Annotated in this window: 15 protein-coding genes and 1 pseudogene; 5 read left to right on the top strand and 11 right to left on the bottom strand. The window is 56.3% G+C overall.

Going from position 1 to position 15760, the window contains the following annotated elements; translation table 11 throughout:
• Window positions 1-13: 13 nt before the first annotated feature.
• The 4 genes from LDN84_RS10130 to phaC all read right to left on the bottom strand — a co-directional run bounded on the left by LDN84_RS10130 (window position 14) and on the right by phaC (window position 4203).
• Window positions 14-310 carry a hypothetical protein gene (locus tag LDN84_RS10130; protein ID WP_223912055.1) on the bottom strand — a complete coding sequence of 99 codons (297 nt, stop codon included), beginning with the start codon at window positions 308-310 and terminating at the stop codon, window positions 14-16.
• A gap of 118 nt (window positions 311-428) precedes the next feature.
• Complete coding sequence (gene phbB, locus LDN84_RS10125) at window positions 429-1166, bottom strand: acetoacetyl-CoA reductase (protein WP_223912052.1); 738 nt, start codon at window positions 1164-1166, stop codon at window positions 429-431.
• A 95-nt stretch (window positions 1167-1261) separates the two neighbouring features.
• Window positions 1262-2440: an acetyl-CoA C-acetyltransferase gene (locus tag LDN84_RS10120; protein WP_223912050.1), complete on the bottom strand. Its 1179-nt coding sequence runs from the start codon at window positions 2438-2440 to the stop codon at window positions 1262-1264.
• A 38-nt stretch (window positions 2441-2478) separates the two neighbouring features.
• Window positions 2479-4203: a class I poly(R)-hydroxyalkanoic acid synthase gene (gene phaC, locus LDN84_RS10115; protein ID WP_223912048.1), complete on the bottom strand. Its 1725-nt coding sequence runs from the start codon at window positions 4201-4203 to the stop codon at window positions 2479-2481.
• 109 nt (window positions 4204-4312) lie between these two features.
• Between phaC and LDN84_RS10110 the strand changes: the two genes are divergently transcribed.
• Window positions 4313-4603: a hypothetical protein gene (locus LDN84_RS10110; RefSeq protein ID WP_223912045.1), complete on the top strand. Its 291-nt coding sequence runs from the start codon at window positions 4313-4315 to the stop codon at window positions 4601-4603.
• Here the strand turns inward: LDN84_RS10110 and pgeF are convergent.
• Both pgeF and ycaO read right to left on the bottom strand, forming a co-directional pair.
• Window positions 4535-5314 (bottom strand): peptidoglycan editing factor PgeF, encoded by a 780-nt coding sequence (gene pgeF, locus LDN84_RS10105; RefSeq protein WP_223912042.1) that lies wholly within the window; start codon window positions 5312-5314, stop codon window positions 4535-4537. The two genes, LDN84_RS10110 and pgeF, sit on opposite strands and share 69 nt — an antisense overlap.
• A gap of 11 nt (window positions 5315-5325) precedes the next feature.
• Entirely contained in the window at window positions 5326-7053 is a 1728-nt protein-coding gene (gene ycaO / locus LDN84_RS10100; RefSeq protein WP_223912039.1) for a 30S ribosomal protein S12 methylthiotransferase accessory factor YcaO, read from the bottom strand.
• 103 nt (window positions 7054-7156) lie between these two features.
• Here ycaO and LDN84_RS10095 point away from each other — a divergent pair, with 103 nt between their 5' ends.
• The 4 genes from LDN84_RS10095 (at window position 7157) to LDN84_RS10080 (ending at window position 10399) form a co-directional block, all read left to right on the top strand.
• The gene (locus LDN84_RS10095; RefSeq protein ID WP_223912035.1) at window positions 7157-7459 is read left to right on the top strand and encodes an antibiotic biosynthesis monooxygenase family protein; all 303 of its coding nucleotides are present in this window, start codon (window positions 7157-7159) and stop codon (window positions 7457-7459) included.
• Between the two features lie 12 nt (window positions 7460-7471).
• Window positions 7472-8167 (top strand): fumarylacetoacetate hydrolase family protein, encoded by a 696-nt coding sequence (locus tag LDN84_RS10090; protein ID WP_223912032.1) that lies wholly within the window; start codon window positions 7472-7474, stop codon window positions 8165-8167.
• Between the two features lie 76 nt (window positions 8168-8243).
• Window positions 8244-8789: an NUDIX hydrolase gene (locus tag LDN84_RS10085; RefSeq protein WP_223912029.1), complete on the top strand. Its 546-nt coding sequence runs from the start codon at window positions 8244-8246 to the stop codon at window positions 8787-8789.
• Between the two features lie 179 nt (window positions 8790-8968).
• On the top strand, window positions 8969-10399 hold the full coding sequence (locus tag LDN84_RS10080; RefSeq protein ID WP_223912025.1) for an exonuclease domain-containing protein: 1431 nt from the start codon (window positions 8969-8971) through the stop codon (window positions 10397-10399).
• A 346-nt stretch (window positions 10400-10745) separates the two neighbouring features.
• On the opposite strand, the gene LDN84_RS10075 is transcribed toward LDN84_RS10080, so the two are convergent.
• The 5 genes and pseudogenes from LDN84_RS10075 to dinG all read right to left on the bottom strand — a co-directional run bounded on the left by LDN84_RS10075 (window position 10746) and on the right by dinG (window position 15663).
• Window positions 10746-11597, bottom strand: coding sequence for a hypothetical protein (locus tag LDN84_RS10075; RefSeq protein ID WP_223912022.1), 852 nt, complete (start codon window positions 11595-11597; stop codon window positions 10746-10748).
• A gap of 33 nt (window positions 11598-11630) precedes the next feature.
• Window positions 11631-12594: pseudogene (locus LDN84_RS10070) on the bottom strand (IS1595 family transposase).
• A gap of 157 nt (window positions 12595-12751) precedes the next feature.
• Entirely contained in the window at window positions 12752-12901 is a 150-nt protein-coding gene (locus LDN84_RS10065; protein WP_223912019.1) for a helix-turn-helix domain-containing protein, read from the bottom strand.
• Window positions 12902-13055: 154 nt separating this feature from the next.
• A complete protein-coding gene (locus LDN84_RS10060) occupies window positions 13056-13388 on the bottom strand; it encodes a hypothetical protein (protein ID WP_223912016.1) in 333 nt (110 codons plus the stop codon).
• Between the two features lie 130 nt (window positions 13389-13518).
• Window positions 13519-15663, bottom strand: coding sequence for an ATP-dependent DNA helicase DinG (dinG, locus tag LDN84_RS10055; protein WP_223912013.1), 2145 nt, complete (start codon window positions 15661-15663; stop codon window positions 13519-13521).
• Between the last annotated feature and the right edge of the window lie 97 nt (window positions 15664-15760).

Below are 15760 nucleotides of genomic sequence, written 5' to 3'. Positions count from 1 at the left end.
TGTCACAAGAAAATCAAATTGTGCCCGTTGTGGCGACAGTACCAGAGGTAGATTTGGTGCCCGTGTAAACCACTACACCCCCAACCACAGCAGCAGTAATCAACAGGCCACCAGCCGTAATGGAGCCACCAGGCACCAGCAAAGCGGCTTTCTGTGCGGCAGTCAACACCACTTGCTGAGTCACCACATTTGTTCCCGTCCCTGCAGTACCACCTTGAACTTCGACTGTCACGGTCTCTTGAGCCGAAGCCATTTGCACAGAAGTAGCAATCAAAAGTGTTATGGCAATTTTAGAAATCAATGACTTCATGACTTTCCCTTTCAATAAAATATAAGAGCCTCGAATTTAGCATAAATCAAAACAAGACAAATACAAACCTATGTTTTATGGCTAAATTCCAACAACATGGCTTGGGCCATGTTGAGCATCAGCCCATGTGCAAACCACCATTCACCGAGAACTCGGCCCCCGTCGCGTAACCACCTTCGTCGGATGCCAGCCAGGCAATGATGGACGCAATCTCACTGGGTTCACCCAGGCGCTTGACCGGCACCGTACCAATGATCTTGTCAAGCACTTCCTGGCGGATAGCTTTCACCATGTCGGTACCAATGTAACCAGGACTCACGGTATTGACTGTCACGCCCTTAGTGGCCAGTTCTTGGGCCAGGGCCATGCTGAAACCGTGCATACCGGCTTTGGCTGCCGAGTAGTTGGTTTGACCAGCTTGACCCTTGACACCGTTCACTGAGGAAATGTTGATAATGCGGCCCCAGCCCTTTTCAACCATATCACCAACCACTTGTTTGGTCACATTGAACATGGAATTGAGGTTGGTCTCGATCACGGCATCCCAGTCTTCGCGGGTCATTTTCAGAAACATGCGGTCACGGGTGATACCCGCGTTGTTCACCAGCAGGTCAATGCTGCCGTGCTCGGCTTTGGCTTGGGTAAAAGCTGCCACGGTGGAGTCCCAGTCGCCCACATTGCCGGCAGACGCGTAAAACGTGTAGCCCAAAGCGGCTTGCTCAGCCAACCACTTGGCGTAGTCACGTGTGGGACCGCAACCGGCGATGACCTTGAAACCTTCTTTGCTCAAACGCTGGCAAATGGCGGTACCGATACCACCCATACCACCGGTGACATAAGCTACTTTTTGACTCATAAACTTCTCCTCTTTGTAAATACGAAACAGATTTAAATAAACCGTCTGGTGTTTGAAACACCCTAATGGGTTGATGTCAGATTATGCGGGCTAAATCAGCGCTCAATGGTTAGGGCAACCCCCATGCCGCCACCAATACACAGGCTAGCAATGCCTTTTTTAGCATCACGGCGCTGCATTTCGTGCAGCAGGGTCACCAGGATCCGGCAACCAGATGCGCCCACCGGGTGGCCAATGGCAATGGCTCCGCCGTTGACGTTGATCTTGCTGGTGTCCCAACCCATTTCCTGGTTCACTGCACAGGCTTGAGCAGCAAAGGCTTCGTTGATTTCCATCAAATCCAGGTCCTCTGCCTTCCAGCCCGCACGCTCAAGTGCTTTGCGCGAAGCCGACACAGGGCCCATGCCCATGATGGCTGGATCAAGGCCACTGGTGGCAAAACTGGCAATGCGGCCCAGCGGAGTCAAGCCGAGGGCGGCAGCCTTCTTGGCGGTCATCACCATCACGGCGGCAGCACCGTCATTAATGCCAGAGGCATTACCAGCCGTGACACTGCCAGCCTTGTCAAAGGCGGGGCGCAGGCCAGCCAAGGCTTCGGCATTGGTTTTGCGGTTCAGGAATTCGTCCACATTGAACACCACAGGGTCACCCTTGCGCTGGGGAATGAGCACGTCAACAATTTCGTCCTTGAATTTGCCAGCATCTTGCGCCGCCGCAGCTTTCAATTGGCTGTTCAAAGCCAATGCATCTTGCATTTCACGGGTGATGCCGTACTGCTTGTTGACGTTTTCCGCAGTGATACCCATGTGGTACTGGTTATACACATCCCACAAACCGTCAACAATCATGGAGTCGACCATTTTCCAGTCGCCCATACGTTGCCCATCACGCGAACCCATCAGCACGTGCGGCGAGGCACTCATGTTTTCCTGGCCACCAGCAATCACAATGTCGCTGTCACCATAGGCAATGGACTGGGCCGCCAGCATGACCGACTTGAGACCGGAACCACACACTGCATTGATGGTCAAGGCCGGGGTTTCTTTGGCAATACCACTCTTGATCAAGCTCTGACGAGCAGGGTTTTGGCCTGAGCCTGCAGCCAACACCTGACCCATGATGACTTCACCAATTTGGTCAGCACCCAAACCTGTGCGCGCCAACAACCCCTTGATAACGGTGGCACCCAGTTCAGGAGCGGCAATTTTGGCCAATGAACCACCAAATTTGCCCACGGCTGTACGAGCTGCTGAAACGATAACGATATCTTCCATGTAATCTCCTGTGACTTGTTAAGAATTGAGGTGAAAAATCAGGCTTTGGCCTTGACGTAACTGCCAGGTGCTGGCTCGATAACCTTGTGTTTACCTTTGCCATACGACTTCGGTGCAGCAATTTGTTTGCCAGCTTGCGTGGCCAGCCACTCAGACCAATCAGTCCACCAGCTACCTTTGTGTTCGGTTGCGCCAGTCAACCATTGATCAACTGATTTGGGCAGCTTGCCATCTTCACGAATCCAGTGGCTGCGCTTACCTTTGGCGGGCGGGTTGATCACCCCTGCAATGTGACCAGATGCACCCATGACAAAGCGTTTTTTTCCGGGTAGATACTGGGTGGACGCGTAGGCACCACCAATGGGCACGATATGGTCTTCACGTGAGCCGTAGATGTAGACCGGCATGTCGACCAGATTCAGGTCAATCTGCTCACCACAAACGGTTGCGTGACCAGGCTTGGTCAGCTTGTTTTCAAGATACGTGTTGCGCAGATACCAGGCGTAATAGGGGCCAGGTAAATTGGTGCTGTCACTGTTCCAGTACAACAGGTCAAACGGCGGCGGCGTTTCACCCTTGAGGTAGTTACCCACCACATAGTTCCACACGAGGTCATTGGGGCGCAAAAAGCTGAAGGTCATCGCCAGGTCTTTGCCCTTCATCAAACCACCCTCGCCCATTTCCTTTTCCCGGTATTTGACAAAGGCTTCGTCAATAAACACGTCCAGCACACCCGTATCCGCAAAGTCGAGCATGGAGGTAAGGAAAGTAGCACTGGCGACTGGTTTTTCACCCCGTGCAGCCAACACAGCCAACGCCGTACCCAGCATCGTGCCACCCACACAGAAACCCAAGGCGTTGATGGTTTTGGCACCTGTGATGTCTTGCGTGACATGGATGGCTTTGATCACCGCATCCTCCACGTAATTGTCCCAGGTGGCTTTGGCCATGGAGGTGTCCGGGTTACGCCAGCTCACCACAAAGGTACGATGGCCTTGCTCTGTGGCATAACGGATCAGCGAGTTCTCGGGCTGCAAGTCAAGAATGTAGAACTTGTTGATACAAGGCGGCACCAACAAGAAAGGTTTTTCATAAACCTTCTCAGTCAATGGTTTGTATTCAATCAACTGGAAATAGTCATTCTGGAACACCACAGCACCTTCGGTGGTGGCAACGTTTTTGCCTACTTCAAAAACGCTCTCGTCGGTCATGGAGACATGACCCTGCTGAATGTCATGCAACAGGTTTTGAATACCTTTGGCAATACTTTCGCCCTGGGTTTCCAGTGCTTTCTTTTGTGCTTCAGCATTCAAGGCCAGGAAATTGCTGGGTGCGGCGGCAGCCGTCATTTGCTCGATGGCAAACTGAATGCGGGCACGGGTCTTGGCATCGGTTTCAACGGCATTGGCCATTTCCGTCAGCGTCTTCGAATTAAGCAGATAAGCGGCAGCCGTAAAGGTGGCCGCCGGGTTGGCAGCCCAGGCCTCATTGGAGAAACGCCGGTCAGTGACTTTGGCTGAACCCTGCAGGCTTTGATTCCACAGCTCGGTGGCTTCTGACAGGTATTGCTGCTGCAAAGCCTGGAGCTTTTCCTGAGAGAATTTAATTTCTGGCGGCTTGGTGGTAGGTGCCAGCAGTTGGGTGCCTGCGGCCCCCAAATCCATGTTTTGAAAAGACTCAAACGTCTTCTTCAGGCTATCTGCCATGGTTTGCTGGAATTGCTGGGCCGTTTGCAGCCAAAGTTCTTGTCCATTGTCTTTCATTCTTAGCCTTGTTGGTCATCATCAGAAACAGATGTGGTTAGTATCTTAGGTCAAGCCCTTCGAAAACCTGACATTATTCAAAAGTCCCTTAAAAATACAAAACAATTCCATGTATATCGTTCCTATTGCCTGGCTGTATGTGGCACTCATGATGGCGCTTGCCGAAGCTACCAATACCACCGGCACCATACTCGGCGGCATCCTTACTTTTGTGTTGTACGGACTGCTGCCGGTAACACTGGTGGTGTACATCATGGGCACACCGGCACGCCGCCGTGCCATCAAAGCCCGGGAACAAGCCGAATTGGCCGCCGCACAAACCACCATTTCATCACTCCAGCCAGATGCTGACGGCCAAACGACCACTGACACGGTCACGCCGGTGCGAAAAGAACCGTGAGCTCTGGCTGACGGTACACCACGCCGGACTGCTGTTGTTGCCATGAATCCGGGTGATGCCCAGTGCACGCAGACGCAGGCGGGCCAGCCCGGCCAGATCAGCCAGCCATTTGCCACCCGGACGTGGCTCAAAACAGGCTTGCGCCTGCACATCATGGGTAATGAATGCCGCGTGCACCTCTGCTCCCACCTCAAACGCTGTGGGGCCAATACACGGCCCCAACCACGCTATTATTTCAGTAGCTTCTAGCGCTTTATTATCAAGCGCTAGAGCACTAAAACGCTTAAAAGTTTCCTCCAAAATACCCACCCCACCCGGCCCAGCCAGACTGCGCCAACCCGCATGGGCAGCGGCCACCGCCGAGCCCTGAACATTGGTGAACAGCACCGGCAAACAATCGGCCACCATGATGGTGCAAGCCACACGGGGTTGAGTGGTCAGGCAGGCATCGGCCACCGTGGCATTCGGGGTGTGGGTATCCAGCGTTACCACGTCTGTGCCATGCACCTGGTTCAAAAACACCGGGCGCACGCCCAAAGCCGCTTGGAATCTGGCCCGGTTGGCCGCCACACAGCCCGCATCATCACCGACATGGTCACCCAGATTCAGACTGTGATAGGGTGCGCTGGAGGTTCCACCTGCACGGGTGGTACACACCGCCCGCACCCCGGTTGGTGCGGGCCAGTCTGGCATCAGCCAATCAGGATGCATGGCAGACTCAATCAAACAAAACCATGAATCTTGTCGTATGCCGCCCACAGCTTGTGGTGCATTTCACAGCCGTCCATCGCCAGGCCGGGAGCACTCAGACCCATGAAGCGGTCTTCCTGCATGATGAGGGCATGGGCCTGCGCCAAGGGGCCAGCACCATACAGCAAAGCCAGGGTGTCCAGATACGGGCCGCTGTCACCCATGTCGGCCAGGCGAATCAGGTTCTGGATGCAGGCGTACACGCGCTTGCGCTCGGGGTTGATCTGGTCAAAGTTCAAAATCCATTCGCAGCCTTCCAACGTGGCGGCTTCGTCGCCGACAGCCAGGGCCAGCAGGGTTTTGAGTTCACCCAGACGCAGGTCACTCCAGAACGAACCGGCATCGGCCGCCATGCCAATCAGCCCCGGCACCGGGCGGTGGTCGGCAAGGTTGGAGTCGTTCAAGGTGTCGAGCAGGTCGGCGCATTCCTCGTCGTCCAGATCGGGCAAATTCAGAATGGCCTCGCGGAAGTCATTGGCCACGCTGTTGTTCTCGAACTCCAGGTCGTCAATGGGGTAAATCTCTGACAAGCCGGGCACCAGCACCCGACAGGCATAGACCCCGAACTGGGCAAAGTCGGCCACATAGACCTGGTGACCATCCTGATGCAGGCGGTCCAGACACCAGGCGTAGTCTTCGGCGGTGGTGCTGCCGAAGTTCCAGTCGACAAACTCGAAATCAGGCGTGTCACCCAGGAATTTCCAGTGGATCACCCCGCTGGAATCCACAAAATGAATCTCGATGTTGGTGGAGCTGGCGGTTTCCTCCAGATCAAAGCCGGGAGCCGGAAAACCCGCCAAAGCATCCAGTGCGCGGCCTTGCAGCAGCTCGGTCAAGGCCCGCTCCAGCGCCACTTCAAACTGAGGGTGCGCCCCAAAACTGGCAAAACAGCCCTGATCTGCCGGGTTCAGCAGGGTGACATTCATCACCGGGTACTGGCCGCCCAAGGACGCATCTTTCACCAGAATGCCAAAACCCGCCTCGCGCAGGGCAGCAATGCCACGGGCAATGCGTGGGTAGCGGGCAATCACCGCCTCGGGCACGTCTGGCAGGCACAGGCCTTCGCTGATGATGCGGGCTTTGATGGCACGCTCAAAAATCTCCGACAAAGCCTGGGTGCGGGCTTCCGTGGCGGTGTTGCCCGCCGACATGCCGTTGCTGACATACAGGTTGCCAATGATGTTGACCGGGAAATACACGGTTTGACCATCACTCTGGCGCACATAGGGCAGCGCACAAATGCCGCGCTCGACCGCACCGGAGTTGAAATCGACCAGACTGCTGGCATCGATGTTGCCTTCAGGGTTGTAGAGCTGGTGCAGTTCTGGGCTCAGCAGCTCAGCGGGCCAGGACTCGTCTTCAGGCACGTCAAACCAGCGCTCTTGCGGGAAATGCACATGCGGGCGCTCGGCCACCTCGGGCCCCAGGTAGAAATGCGTCCAGAAATAATGGGTGGACAAGCGCTCAAAAAACTCGCCCAGGGCGCTGGCCAGACAAGCCAGGCGGCTGGCCCCCTTGCCGTTGGTGAACAGCAGCGGGCAATCGCGGTCACGGATGTGCACCGACCAGATGCCATCAACCGGGTTGAGCCAGCTGCGTTCTTCAATGTGAAACCCCATGTGTTGCAACTTGCCTTGCAGCGTGCTGATGGTGATTTCAAGAGCGGCATCTTTGCCAGGGATAAAAGTGGTGTGTGTCATTGCCCCAGCATACCTCATGGATTGCGGGGCACCGGAATTGGGCCATGCTGAAAACGCTAGACTCATGACTTTGTCGACCAGCCCACCCTTTGCGGAGACCTTGATGATTCTTGAACTTGCCGATTTTTCCATCCATGCCGGCCAAAACGCCGCCTTTGAAGAAGCCATTGCACGTGGTATGAGCACCGTGATCTCTCACGCCAAAGGCTTTGAAGGCTTCAAGCTCAACCACGGCATTGAAAACCCGCAGCGCTACGTGCTGCAAATTTTCTGGACCACGCTGGAAGACCATACCGTGGGTTTCAGGGGCTCCCCGGCATTCACGGAGTGGCGCGCCATTGTGGGCCCGTTTTTTGCAGCCCCTCCGGTGGTTGAACACTTTGAATTAATCGGCAAATCGGCCTGACAGAAGGCCCCTATGCAGTACGTTTTCACCCCCAGTCCGATGGTTTCTGTGCCGATAACAGGCAGCGACGCGGAGTTTCCGGTGCACCGCATTTACTGCGTGGGCCGCAACTATGTCGAACATGCCCAGGAAATGGGCCACAGTGGGCGCGAGCCACCGTTTTTCTTCATGAAGCCAGCCGATGCCGTGCTGGTGGCCGCCCCCGGCAGCCCCACCGCCCTGCCCTACCCCAGCCTGACGCACAACCTGCACCATGAAATTGAACTGGTGGTGGCCATTGGCAAAGGCGGCCAAAACATTCCGGTGGCGCAAGCCGCCGAGCACATTTTTGGCTATGCCGTCGGCCTGGACATGACCCGGCGCGACCTGCAAAACGACATGAAATCACAAGGCCGCCCCTGGTGTATTGGCAAAGGATTTGACCATTCTGCCCCGATTGGCCCGATCACCCCCAAGGCAGCTGCAGGTGATATCGATCACGCCAGCATCAGCCTGCAGGTGAACGGCACAGTCAAACAGCACAGCACGCTGGAGCAACTGATCTGGAATGTGGCCGAGACCATTGCACAACTCTCCAACGCCTGGGTCTTGCAGCCGGGCGACCTGATCTACACCGGCACACCGGCAGGCGTGGGGGCAGTGGTTCAGGGCGACACATTGGTGGGCCGTATCAGTGGGCTGGTCAGCATGGAGTTGAAAGTGGTGTGAGCCCGGCACGCCACACTGCACATGATCAACGGTCTGCACCAGACGGACCATCACCACGCCCATTTACACTCTGACCATGCAACGCCCACCCATCAAACACTGCAGAAACTGCGGCATTGCCGTGGTCTACCGATTACCTGACGATGGCGACACCAAACAGCGTGCGGTGTGCCCATCCTGCCACACGGTGCACTATGAGAACCCGCTCAATGTGGTGGGCACCATTCCCATGTGGGGCGACAAGGTATTGCTGTGCAAACGCAACATCGAACCCCGCTTCGGCAAATGGACCTTACCCGCAGGCTTTATGGAGCTCAACGAAACGGTGAGTGAAGGTGCAGCACGTGAAACGCTGGAAGAAGCCGGTGCACAGTTCGAGATGGGTGATTTTTTCTCGCTGGTGAATATTCCACGTGTCGGCCAGGTGCATCTGTTTTACCGTGCCCAATTGCTCAGCGACCAGTTTGCCCCCGGCTTTGAAACCATGGAAGCCCGGCTATTTGATGAAGCCGACATTCCCTGGGACGAAATCGCTTTCAAAACCGTAGGTGAAACCCTGAAACGTTATTTTGCCGACCGCCGTCTGGGCCACTTTACTACCCATGTTTTTGACATCCCCTGAGCTTCACGCCCAATTTGAATTCTGGTTTTACCGTGTAGGCACTTATCTGTTGACCAATGTGCTGGACGACCCCGCCTGGCTGGCCCTCATGTTCTGCTGAAAATTCAAGCATTTTTAGCCTCTAGCACCCGTCAATCAAGCGCGAGTAGCTCTTCTTTTTGTAACATCTTCAAACCTCTATGTTGCCCTGCTATGTGTTGCTGGATCTGGAAACCACGGGCGGCAGTGCGCAGCAAGACCGCATCACCGAAATTGCGGCCGTGCGGGTGGAACAAGGCGTGGAGGTCGCGCGCTGGAGCACCCTGGTCAACCCCGGGACACCCATTTCTGGCTTTATTGAAAAGCTCACCGGCATCAACGATGCCATGGTGGCCCATGCACCCCGTTTTGCCGAGGTAGCCAGCCAGCTGACAACGCTGCTTGATGGCGCGGTACTGGTGGCCCACAACGTACGGTTTGACCATGGTTTTTTACAGCACGAACTGGCTCGTACCGGCATCACGCTACGGGCCAAAACCCTGTGTACCGTGCGCCTGTCACGCCTGCTGTACCCGCAGTTCAAGAGCCATGGTCTGGATGCCATCATGCAACGCCATGGCCTGAGCAGCACCGCCCGGCATCGCGCCATGGGTGATGTGGAGGTGATGCAACACTGGCTTCAATTGGCCTGCGCCGAGCTGGGTACCGAGTGTGTGCAACGCCATGCGCAAACCTTGCTGCAAGGCAGTGCCGCCCTGCCGCCACAACTGGACACGCCCGTATCGGACATTCCCGACACGCCCGGCGTGTACCTCTTTTATGGTGAAACCTCTCTGCCACTGTATGTGGGCAAAAGTGTCAAACTGCGCAGCCGGATCATGTCGCACTTTCAGGCAGCCGGACGCAACCCACGTGAGATGCGTATTGCACAAGACATTCGCCGTATCGAATGGACTGAAACGGCAGGGGAACTGGGTGCACTGCTGCTGGAGGCACGGCTGGTCAAGGAATTACAACCCCTGCACAACCGCCAGTTACGCCGTGAAAACACCTTGTGTGCCTGGCGGCTTGAGGCCAACCCGAACAGCCGCCCGCTGCTCACCCTGGTGCGGGGCAAAGACTTGGCCCCACAGCAGTTTGGCGCACTCTACGGCCCTTACCGCTCCAAAAATCAGGCGCTATCACATCTGCGTGAATTGGCCGACACCCATGGTTTGTGCCTGCAGGCGCTGGGGCTGGAGTCCGGCAAAGGCCGCTGTTTTGGCCACCAGACAGGTCACTGCAAAGGCGTGTGCTGTGGCGAAGAAACACCTGAGCGGCATCACCTGCGGCTGCAAATGGCATTGGCAGAGCACAAATTACACGTCTGGCCCTATACCGGCAAAGTAGGCCTGCGTGAGCACAATCCGCGCACCCAGCGCACCGACATTCACCTGTTTGAGCAGTGGTGCCATCTGGCCACCGTACATTCGGACGAAGAACTGACAGATGCCCTGCAAACCCGCCAAAGCCAGGCCTTGGCGTTTGACCTGGATACCTATCGCCTGGCGGTGAAGCATTTGCTGCCTGGCAAACACACCGGACTGGAACGCCTTATTTTTTCCTGTTTTACCTATGAAATAAGCCTCTAGGCCATGTCTGGCAAGCGCAAGCAGCTATTAAATTTGCGGTGAATTTTTAAAAGGGAAGCGTCCTGTTTGAACGATGGGTTACGCATAGCAACAAAGACCCCCAAAGAAAAACAGATGTCCACTTCATAAATCATGTTCAAGACGGTGACGACCGCCTGTTGCATGACTTTGCAATACAACAAAAAGCCACGCTGGCTAACGCCGATGTTCTCGCCGACCTCATCCCCAAATGCATGCCGCTGCGCGGCGATTGCGCAGTTGTGAGCTGTCGCTAAGTCAACGCAAAAAGATTACTCGATGCCGCGTTGCAGCAGCGAAAGCCGACGTGAACGCTAGAGGTAGCCACTCAGGTGGCTTTTCTCAACTTGTACACATAGGCTGGACGATCCGGATCCCTGGAATCCAGCACCTGATGCAAGTCGAACAGTAGATAAGTGGTTCCAGTGGCATCGGCCAGCTTGTAGATCGCCCAGCGATGCAGCGATGAAGGGCCGGTATCTGGGCCTCCCGCTGGCGATGCCAGCAAGGCAGGAAAACCGGCACCGTATGAGGATGTAATGTTACCGTTTACCTGCACTGCGACCGATGCATCCGCATTGAAAGAAAGGGTGCTGCCAGTAACCCTGTCCGCGCCTTGCACACCGCAACTGATACCGGTCATCGTGGTGCCTGCCAACTCTGACAGCGCCGCTGCCGTCATGTCCGATGTCAACAGTGCAATTTGAAAGCCAGTACCAGTGGCGGTATCACACAGCAAAAAGACTTTGCCGGATGCCAGCGGTGAGCAAACCGAGACATCACTACCGGTGCCGAAAGAGCAAGTATTGGAGGCCGGGGAATACTGCAGGGTGTACACAACACCATTGACCTTAATCCCACCATCTACATCAAACGGAAAGCTCAGGGTGGCAGTCCAACCTTCTCCGAGAGCGCTGTAAGTCACGCCAGGCGCCTTGCCGGTGGTGGTAATACCAGTGGGAGAAAGCGGCACCGAAGCAGCGCTTCCGCCACCACCGCCACAGGCAGTCAAAAAGGCTGACAGCACCAAAGACATCGTCAAAGCCGACGCGCGCCACTTAACAAAAATAGGATTCATTGGGTAACTATTTACGTAGAGCAGGGAATTGTACGTACGTAAACCGCATGGACTTTGGCGGGACTTTGGAGTCAGGTCTTGTATTGCAATATTGCCATTCACCGAACCAGCGAATGGATGAGTATTAAAAAACGGCTATGTCTGAATTAGCTGTTGCAATTGGAATCTCCCCATAGCCTCACTCAGACAAATGGCTGGAGACATGCTTTGGCAGTAGCGCTCCAACATGCGCCGCCAGCCAAGATAGTTTTCTAGATACTTGGTAGCCACCCCGTGAAAGCGTTTCATCCACTGCTTGAGGCGACTGTCATAAGCGTTGACATTTTGGATATGGAAAGCCCCCTCAATGACGTGTATGCCCTTGTGAACATTGATGGCGCGATGGGTCAAGCCCATATTGCGGGCAACCTTTTGATAAACCCGCGCACCATCCGTACACAGGATGGCATCCTTGTCCACCAAGGGGCCAAGCACGTCGGTGATATGGGATGCGTCGATTTTTTTGTAGCCGGAAATCAGCTGTTTGTCCGCTGCGATCACGTACTACCAATACGGCAATGTGCTCCCACGCAGCACCCACCCCAGCACGTTTGCGTGCGCACCGGGGCAGCTTGCGTTGTCCTTTGAAGGACTCCAGAAAGAAGGTCTCATCAGCCTCGACAATTCCGCCTTCATGCGCGGGGCGATGTGTGGCAGCGGCCTGCAGAAAGCGATGCCGCCAGAGAAATGCGGTGTTTTTATCCACGCTGCAGCATTGGGCGGCCTGGCGCACGCTCACGCCCTCAATCAATGTCTGCGCATAGCCAAGCCATTGTTCGCGTTTGCGCAAGTGTGCCAAGGGCGTGCCGGTGAGCGCATTGCAGGTTTTGCCGCAGGCGTGGCAGCGCAGGCGTGGCAGCCCATGGCTGTGTCCCCAAGGTCGTAGTTGTTCGGCTGGGGCCTGACAGTTGGGGCACACGTTGGGGCCCTGAAGTACGCCAGCAATGGCTGCACCTGACGTATGGGGAAGCCCTTTGAGGGTTTCTCGTACCCTTGCCAGCTGCTTGGTGCTCAGAGATTCCAGCTGACTGAGAAGTTTGGCAAAGTCGCTAGGGTTCATGCTGCTCCTCCATGACTACTCTTCTCCTTCACTTTAGGCTGAACTCACATATCTTTCAACAGCTAATTCAGACATAGCCTAAAAAACCCATGAAGTAGCCGCCATTAGTTCGTAGACAGCTCCATTATTCATAGCAATTTTCATCAACGATCTCCATCTACGCGGATGTCACATTGCGTTTGAGTTCACGCGATATGGTTGTGCGATGGCGGCAAAGTTCTGCTGCGATACGTCCAAGCTTGATGCCTTGACGCTTGAGGGCGTGAATTTGGTATCGTTCTTCTTGGGTCAAGTGTTTGTAGTTCATGGTGCTCCTTGAGACTGGCTGGTCGCAAAGAGCTCATCCTATTGGCTCTTGGCCCAACCGTTTATCAAATGGTGCACTTCGTACTTGAATCCGCGCGAAGAACTAGCCTCTAATGCTTATAAAACAAGCGTCAACAGCTATCAATTTTGATATTTCAGCGTGGTGGATCGATACGTTTAGGCTCCACATCGGTCACCACCGAAACATCCCTGGCCTGCACGTCCATCACTTCCTCACGCGATGACGCTGCGGTGTGACCAAACCCCTCACCACGGCCAGGCTGTTGTTGCCAGGGCGGGCGACGGTTGAACCGAAACACCCAGGGCTGCACGGCTTGGCCAGTCAGCCTAGCCCACAAGGCACGCATCAACCAGATCAACAACAACACCATGCCAGCGGCCAGCAGGCTGGCAAAAAACACCAAACCGGCCAGCAACAGGCCTAAACGGATGATCAGTCCCAACAGTGATCTCACCAAATCAGCCATGCAAACTCCTTTGTAACGCGCCATTGTGTCAAATCTGCCCCTTGCAGGAGCCCAGCCTTCTGGGTGATAAACTTTTTTGCAAAGGGAAATTCACCCTGGGGCTGAGCTTCTGCAAAGACAAGGACAAAAGTCACCTGGGGTTTGAACGGCGTGACACCGCGTAGGGCGGCAAGCCTTGCAGCATGCGCCGTCCATAAGCCATGCTCAGCAGCCGTTTGTCATAACAAATCACCCGCGCCTGGTCGGTCTCACTGCGGATGGCGCGGCCGGTCCACTGCAACAGCTTGATGCCGGTGGCGGGCACCACCAGTTCAGAAAACGGGTCACGCCCGCTGCGTTTGAGCCAGTCGGCCCGCGCCTCTTCGACCGGGTCACTCGGCGGGCTGAATGGCAGTTTGGTGATGAACACGGTTTCGCACAAGGCCCCGGGCAAATCCAGTCCTTCGCCAAACGACTGCAAGCCAAAAATCACCGATGCTGCCCCGGCCTCGATCCGCGCCTGGTGGATGCCGAGCAACTTGCCGCGTGCCATCTGGCCTTGCACCAGCACAATGTCTTCCAGGCGGGCATCGAGCGCGTTCACCGCCGCCTGCATTTGCACGCGCGAGGTGAACAGCACCAGTGCGCCGCGTGGCACGTCACGCAAATCGGCCAGCAAAGCGGCCACCACCTCGGCGGTGTAGGCATCGACCTGCCTGGCATCGGCCCGCGTGTCGGCCACGATCAACTGGCCCTGGGTGCGGTAGTCAAACGGGCTGTCCACCGCCAGGGTGCTGACCTGCGGCAAACCCGCCAAGCCGGTTTCGGCCAAAAAATAGTCAAAGCTGCCGCAGGTGGTGAGTGAGGCGGAGGTGACCACCGCCCCCCGCACTTGCTGCCACAGGTGCTGGCGCAACAAGTCCCCCGGCACGATCGGGCAGGCATGGGCGCTGAGCTGCACCAGACCCGAGCTGGTGTCGGATTTGAGCCACTTGGCCAGAGGCGGCTCACTCTCAGTCAACCACTGGGCGCTGGTGGCCACCACGCTGTTGATTTTGGGGGCGAGTTGGCCCAGCTTGGCGTACTGCACCGAGCAGTGTGCGGCTTGTGATGGGTCTTCTTTGGCACGTAATTTGAGTTCTTTGCCCAGCGCTTCCAGGGCATCTGACAAGGCGCTGGCATGGCCGTGGATCAGCTTGAAGGGCTCCAGCATCACCTCGGGCACCACGCCTTCCTTGAAGCGGTGCACCACGTCATAGCTGCTGGCCACGCCACGCAAAAACTCCATCGCCAGGCGGCTGGCTTCGAGCAGCGCGGTTTTGAGCTGCTGAGCCAGGGTGGTGACATCTTGCACCAGCACAAACCCCATTTTTTCAGCCACTTCGAGCAAGATTTTGGGCAATTTGTCCAACCAGCGCAGGCCGCTCAAATCCATGGCGCTGGAAAACTGGTCAAGAGCCACGGCGGGCAGGTGGTGGCCTTCGTCAAACACCACCAGACAGTTGTCCAGATCGGGCAAGGCTTTCATGCCCAGCGAGGCCAGCACCAGGTCGTGGTTGGCCACAATCACTTGCGCCTGGGCCAGTTGCATGCGCGCCTGGTAGTAGCTGCACGTACCAAAACGTGGGCAATGCCGCGCCGTGCAGGTGTGGCGCTCAGCCGCCACCGTGGCCCAGTCAGAGGCTTCGGGTTGCTCGGCCAGGCTGTCGCGGTCACCATCCCACTTGCCGGTGGCCAGGCTTGAGGCCAGGGTGTCATACATCTGCATGCGCCGCTCTTGCGGGTCTTGCCAGACCCCGCCTTTGGTGGGTTTGGCGGCTTTGGGGGGTGCGGGTACGGGGGCATCTTCATCGCCCTCGAACATGTCCAGCGGTTCACCATCACTGCCCGCCAGGCGCTCCAGCTTGAGTTTGCAGACGTAACGCCCACGCCCCTTGGCCAGGGCAAAGACAAACGGGGTGTCGAGCACGGCAGCCAGCGCGGGCAGGTCTTTGCTCATCAACTGCTCTTGCAGCGCCACCGTGGCGGTCGACACCACCACCCGCGTTTTACGCGCCAGGGCCATGGCCACGGTGGTGGACAAATAAGCGGCGGATTTGCCGACACCGGTGCCGGCCTGAATCACTGTCACTGCGCTGTGCGGCTCGTCATGTTCACCCAGGTCGACATCGTGCAGGGTGCTGGCAATACGCTCGGCCATGTGGCGCTGGCCCAGCCGCGAGCGAAAGCCCGGCGTGGCCGCCACCATCTGGTCAAACGCCTGCAATGCCACCGAGGTCAAATCAGGTTTTTTCAATCAGGCACCTGCCAGAAACCAATGGGAGACATCGCACAAAACCACTCCGAAAAATGAAAAAGGGTTGAAAAGCATAATGCTTTTCAACCCATGAAAC

The sequence above is a fragment of the Rhodoferax lithotrophicus genome (assembly GCF_019973615.1).
Classification (GTDB): Bacteria; Pseudomonadota; Gammaproteobacteria; order Burkholderiales; family Burkholderiaceae_C; genus Rhodoferax; species Rhodoferax lithotrophicus.
Note: the sequence above shows the minus strand (reverse complement) of the source record. Positions and strands in the feature narration are given on the sequence as shown.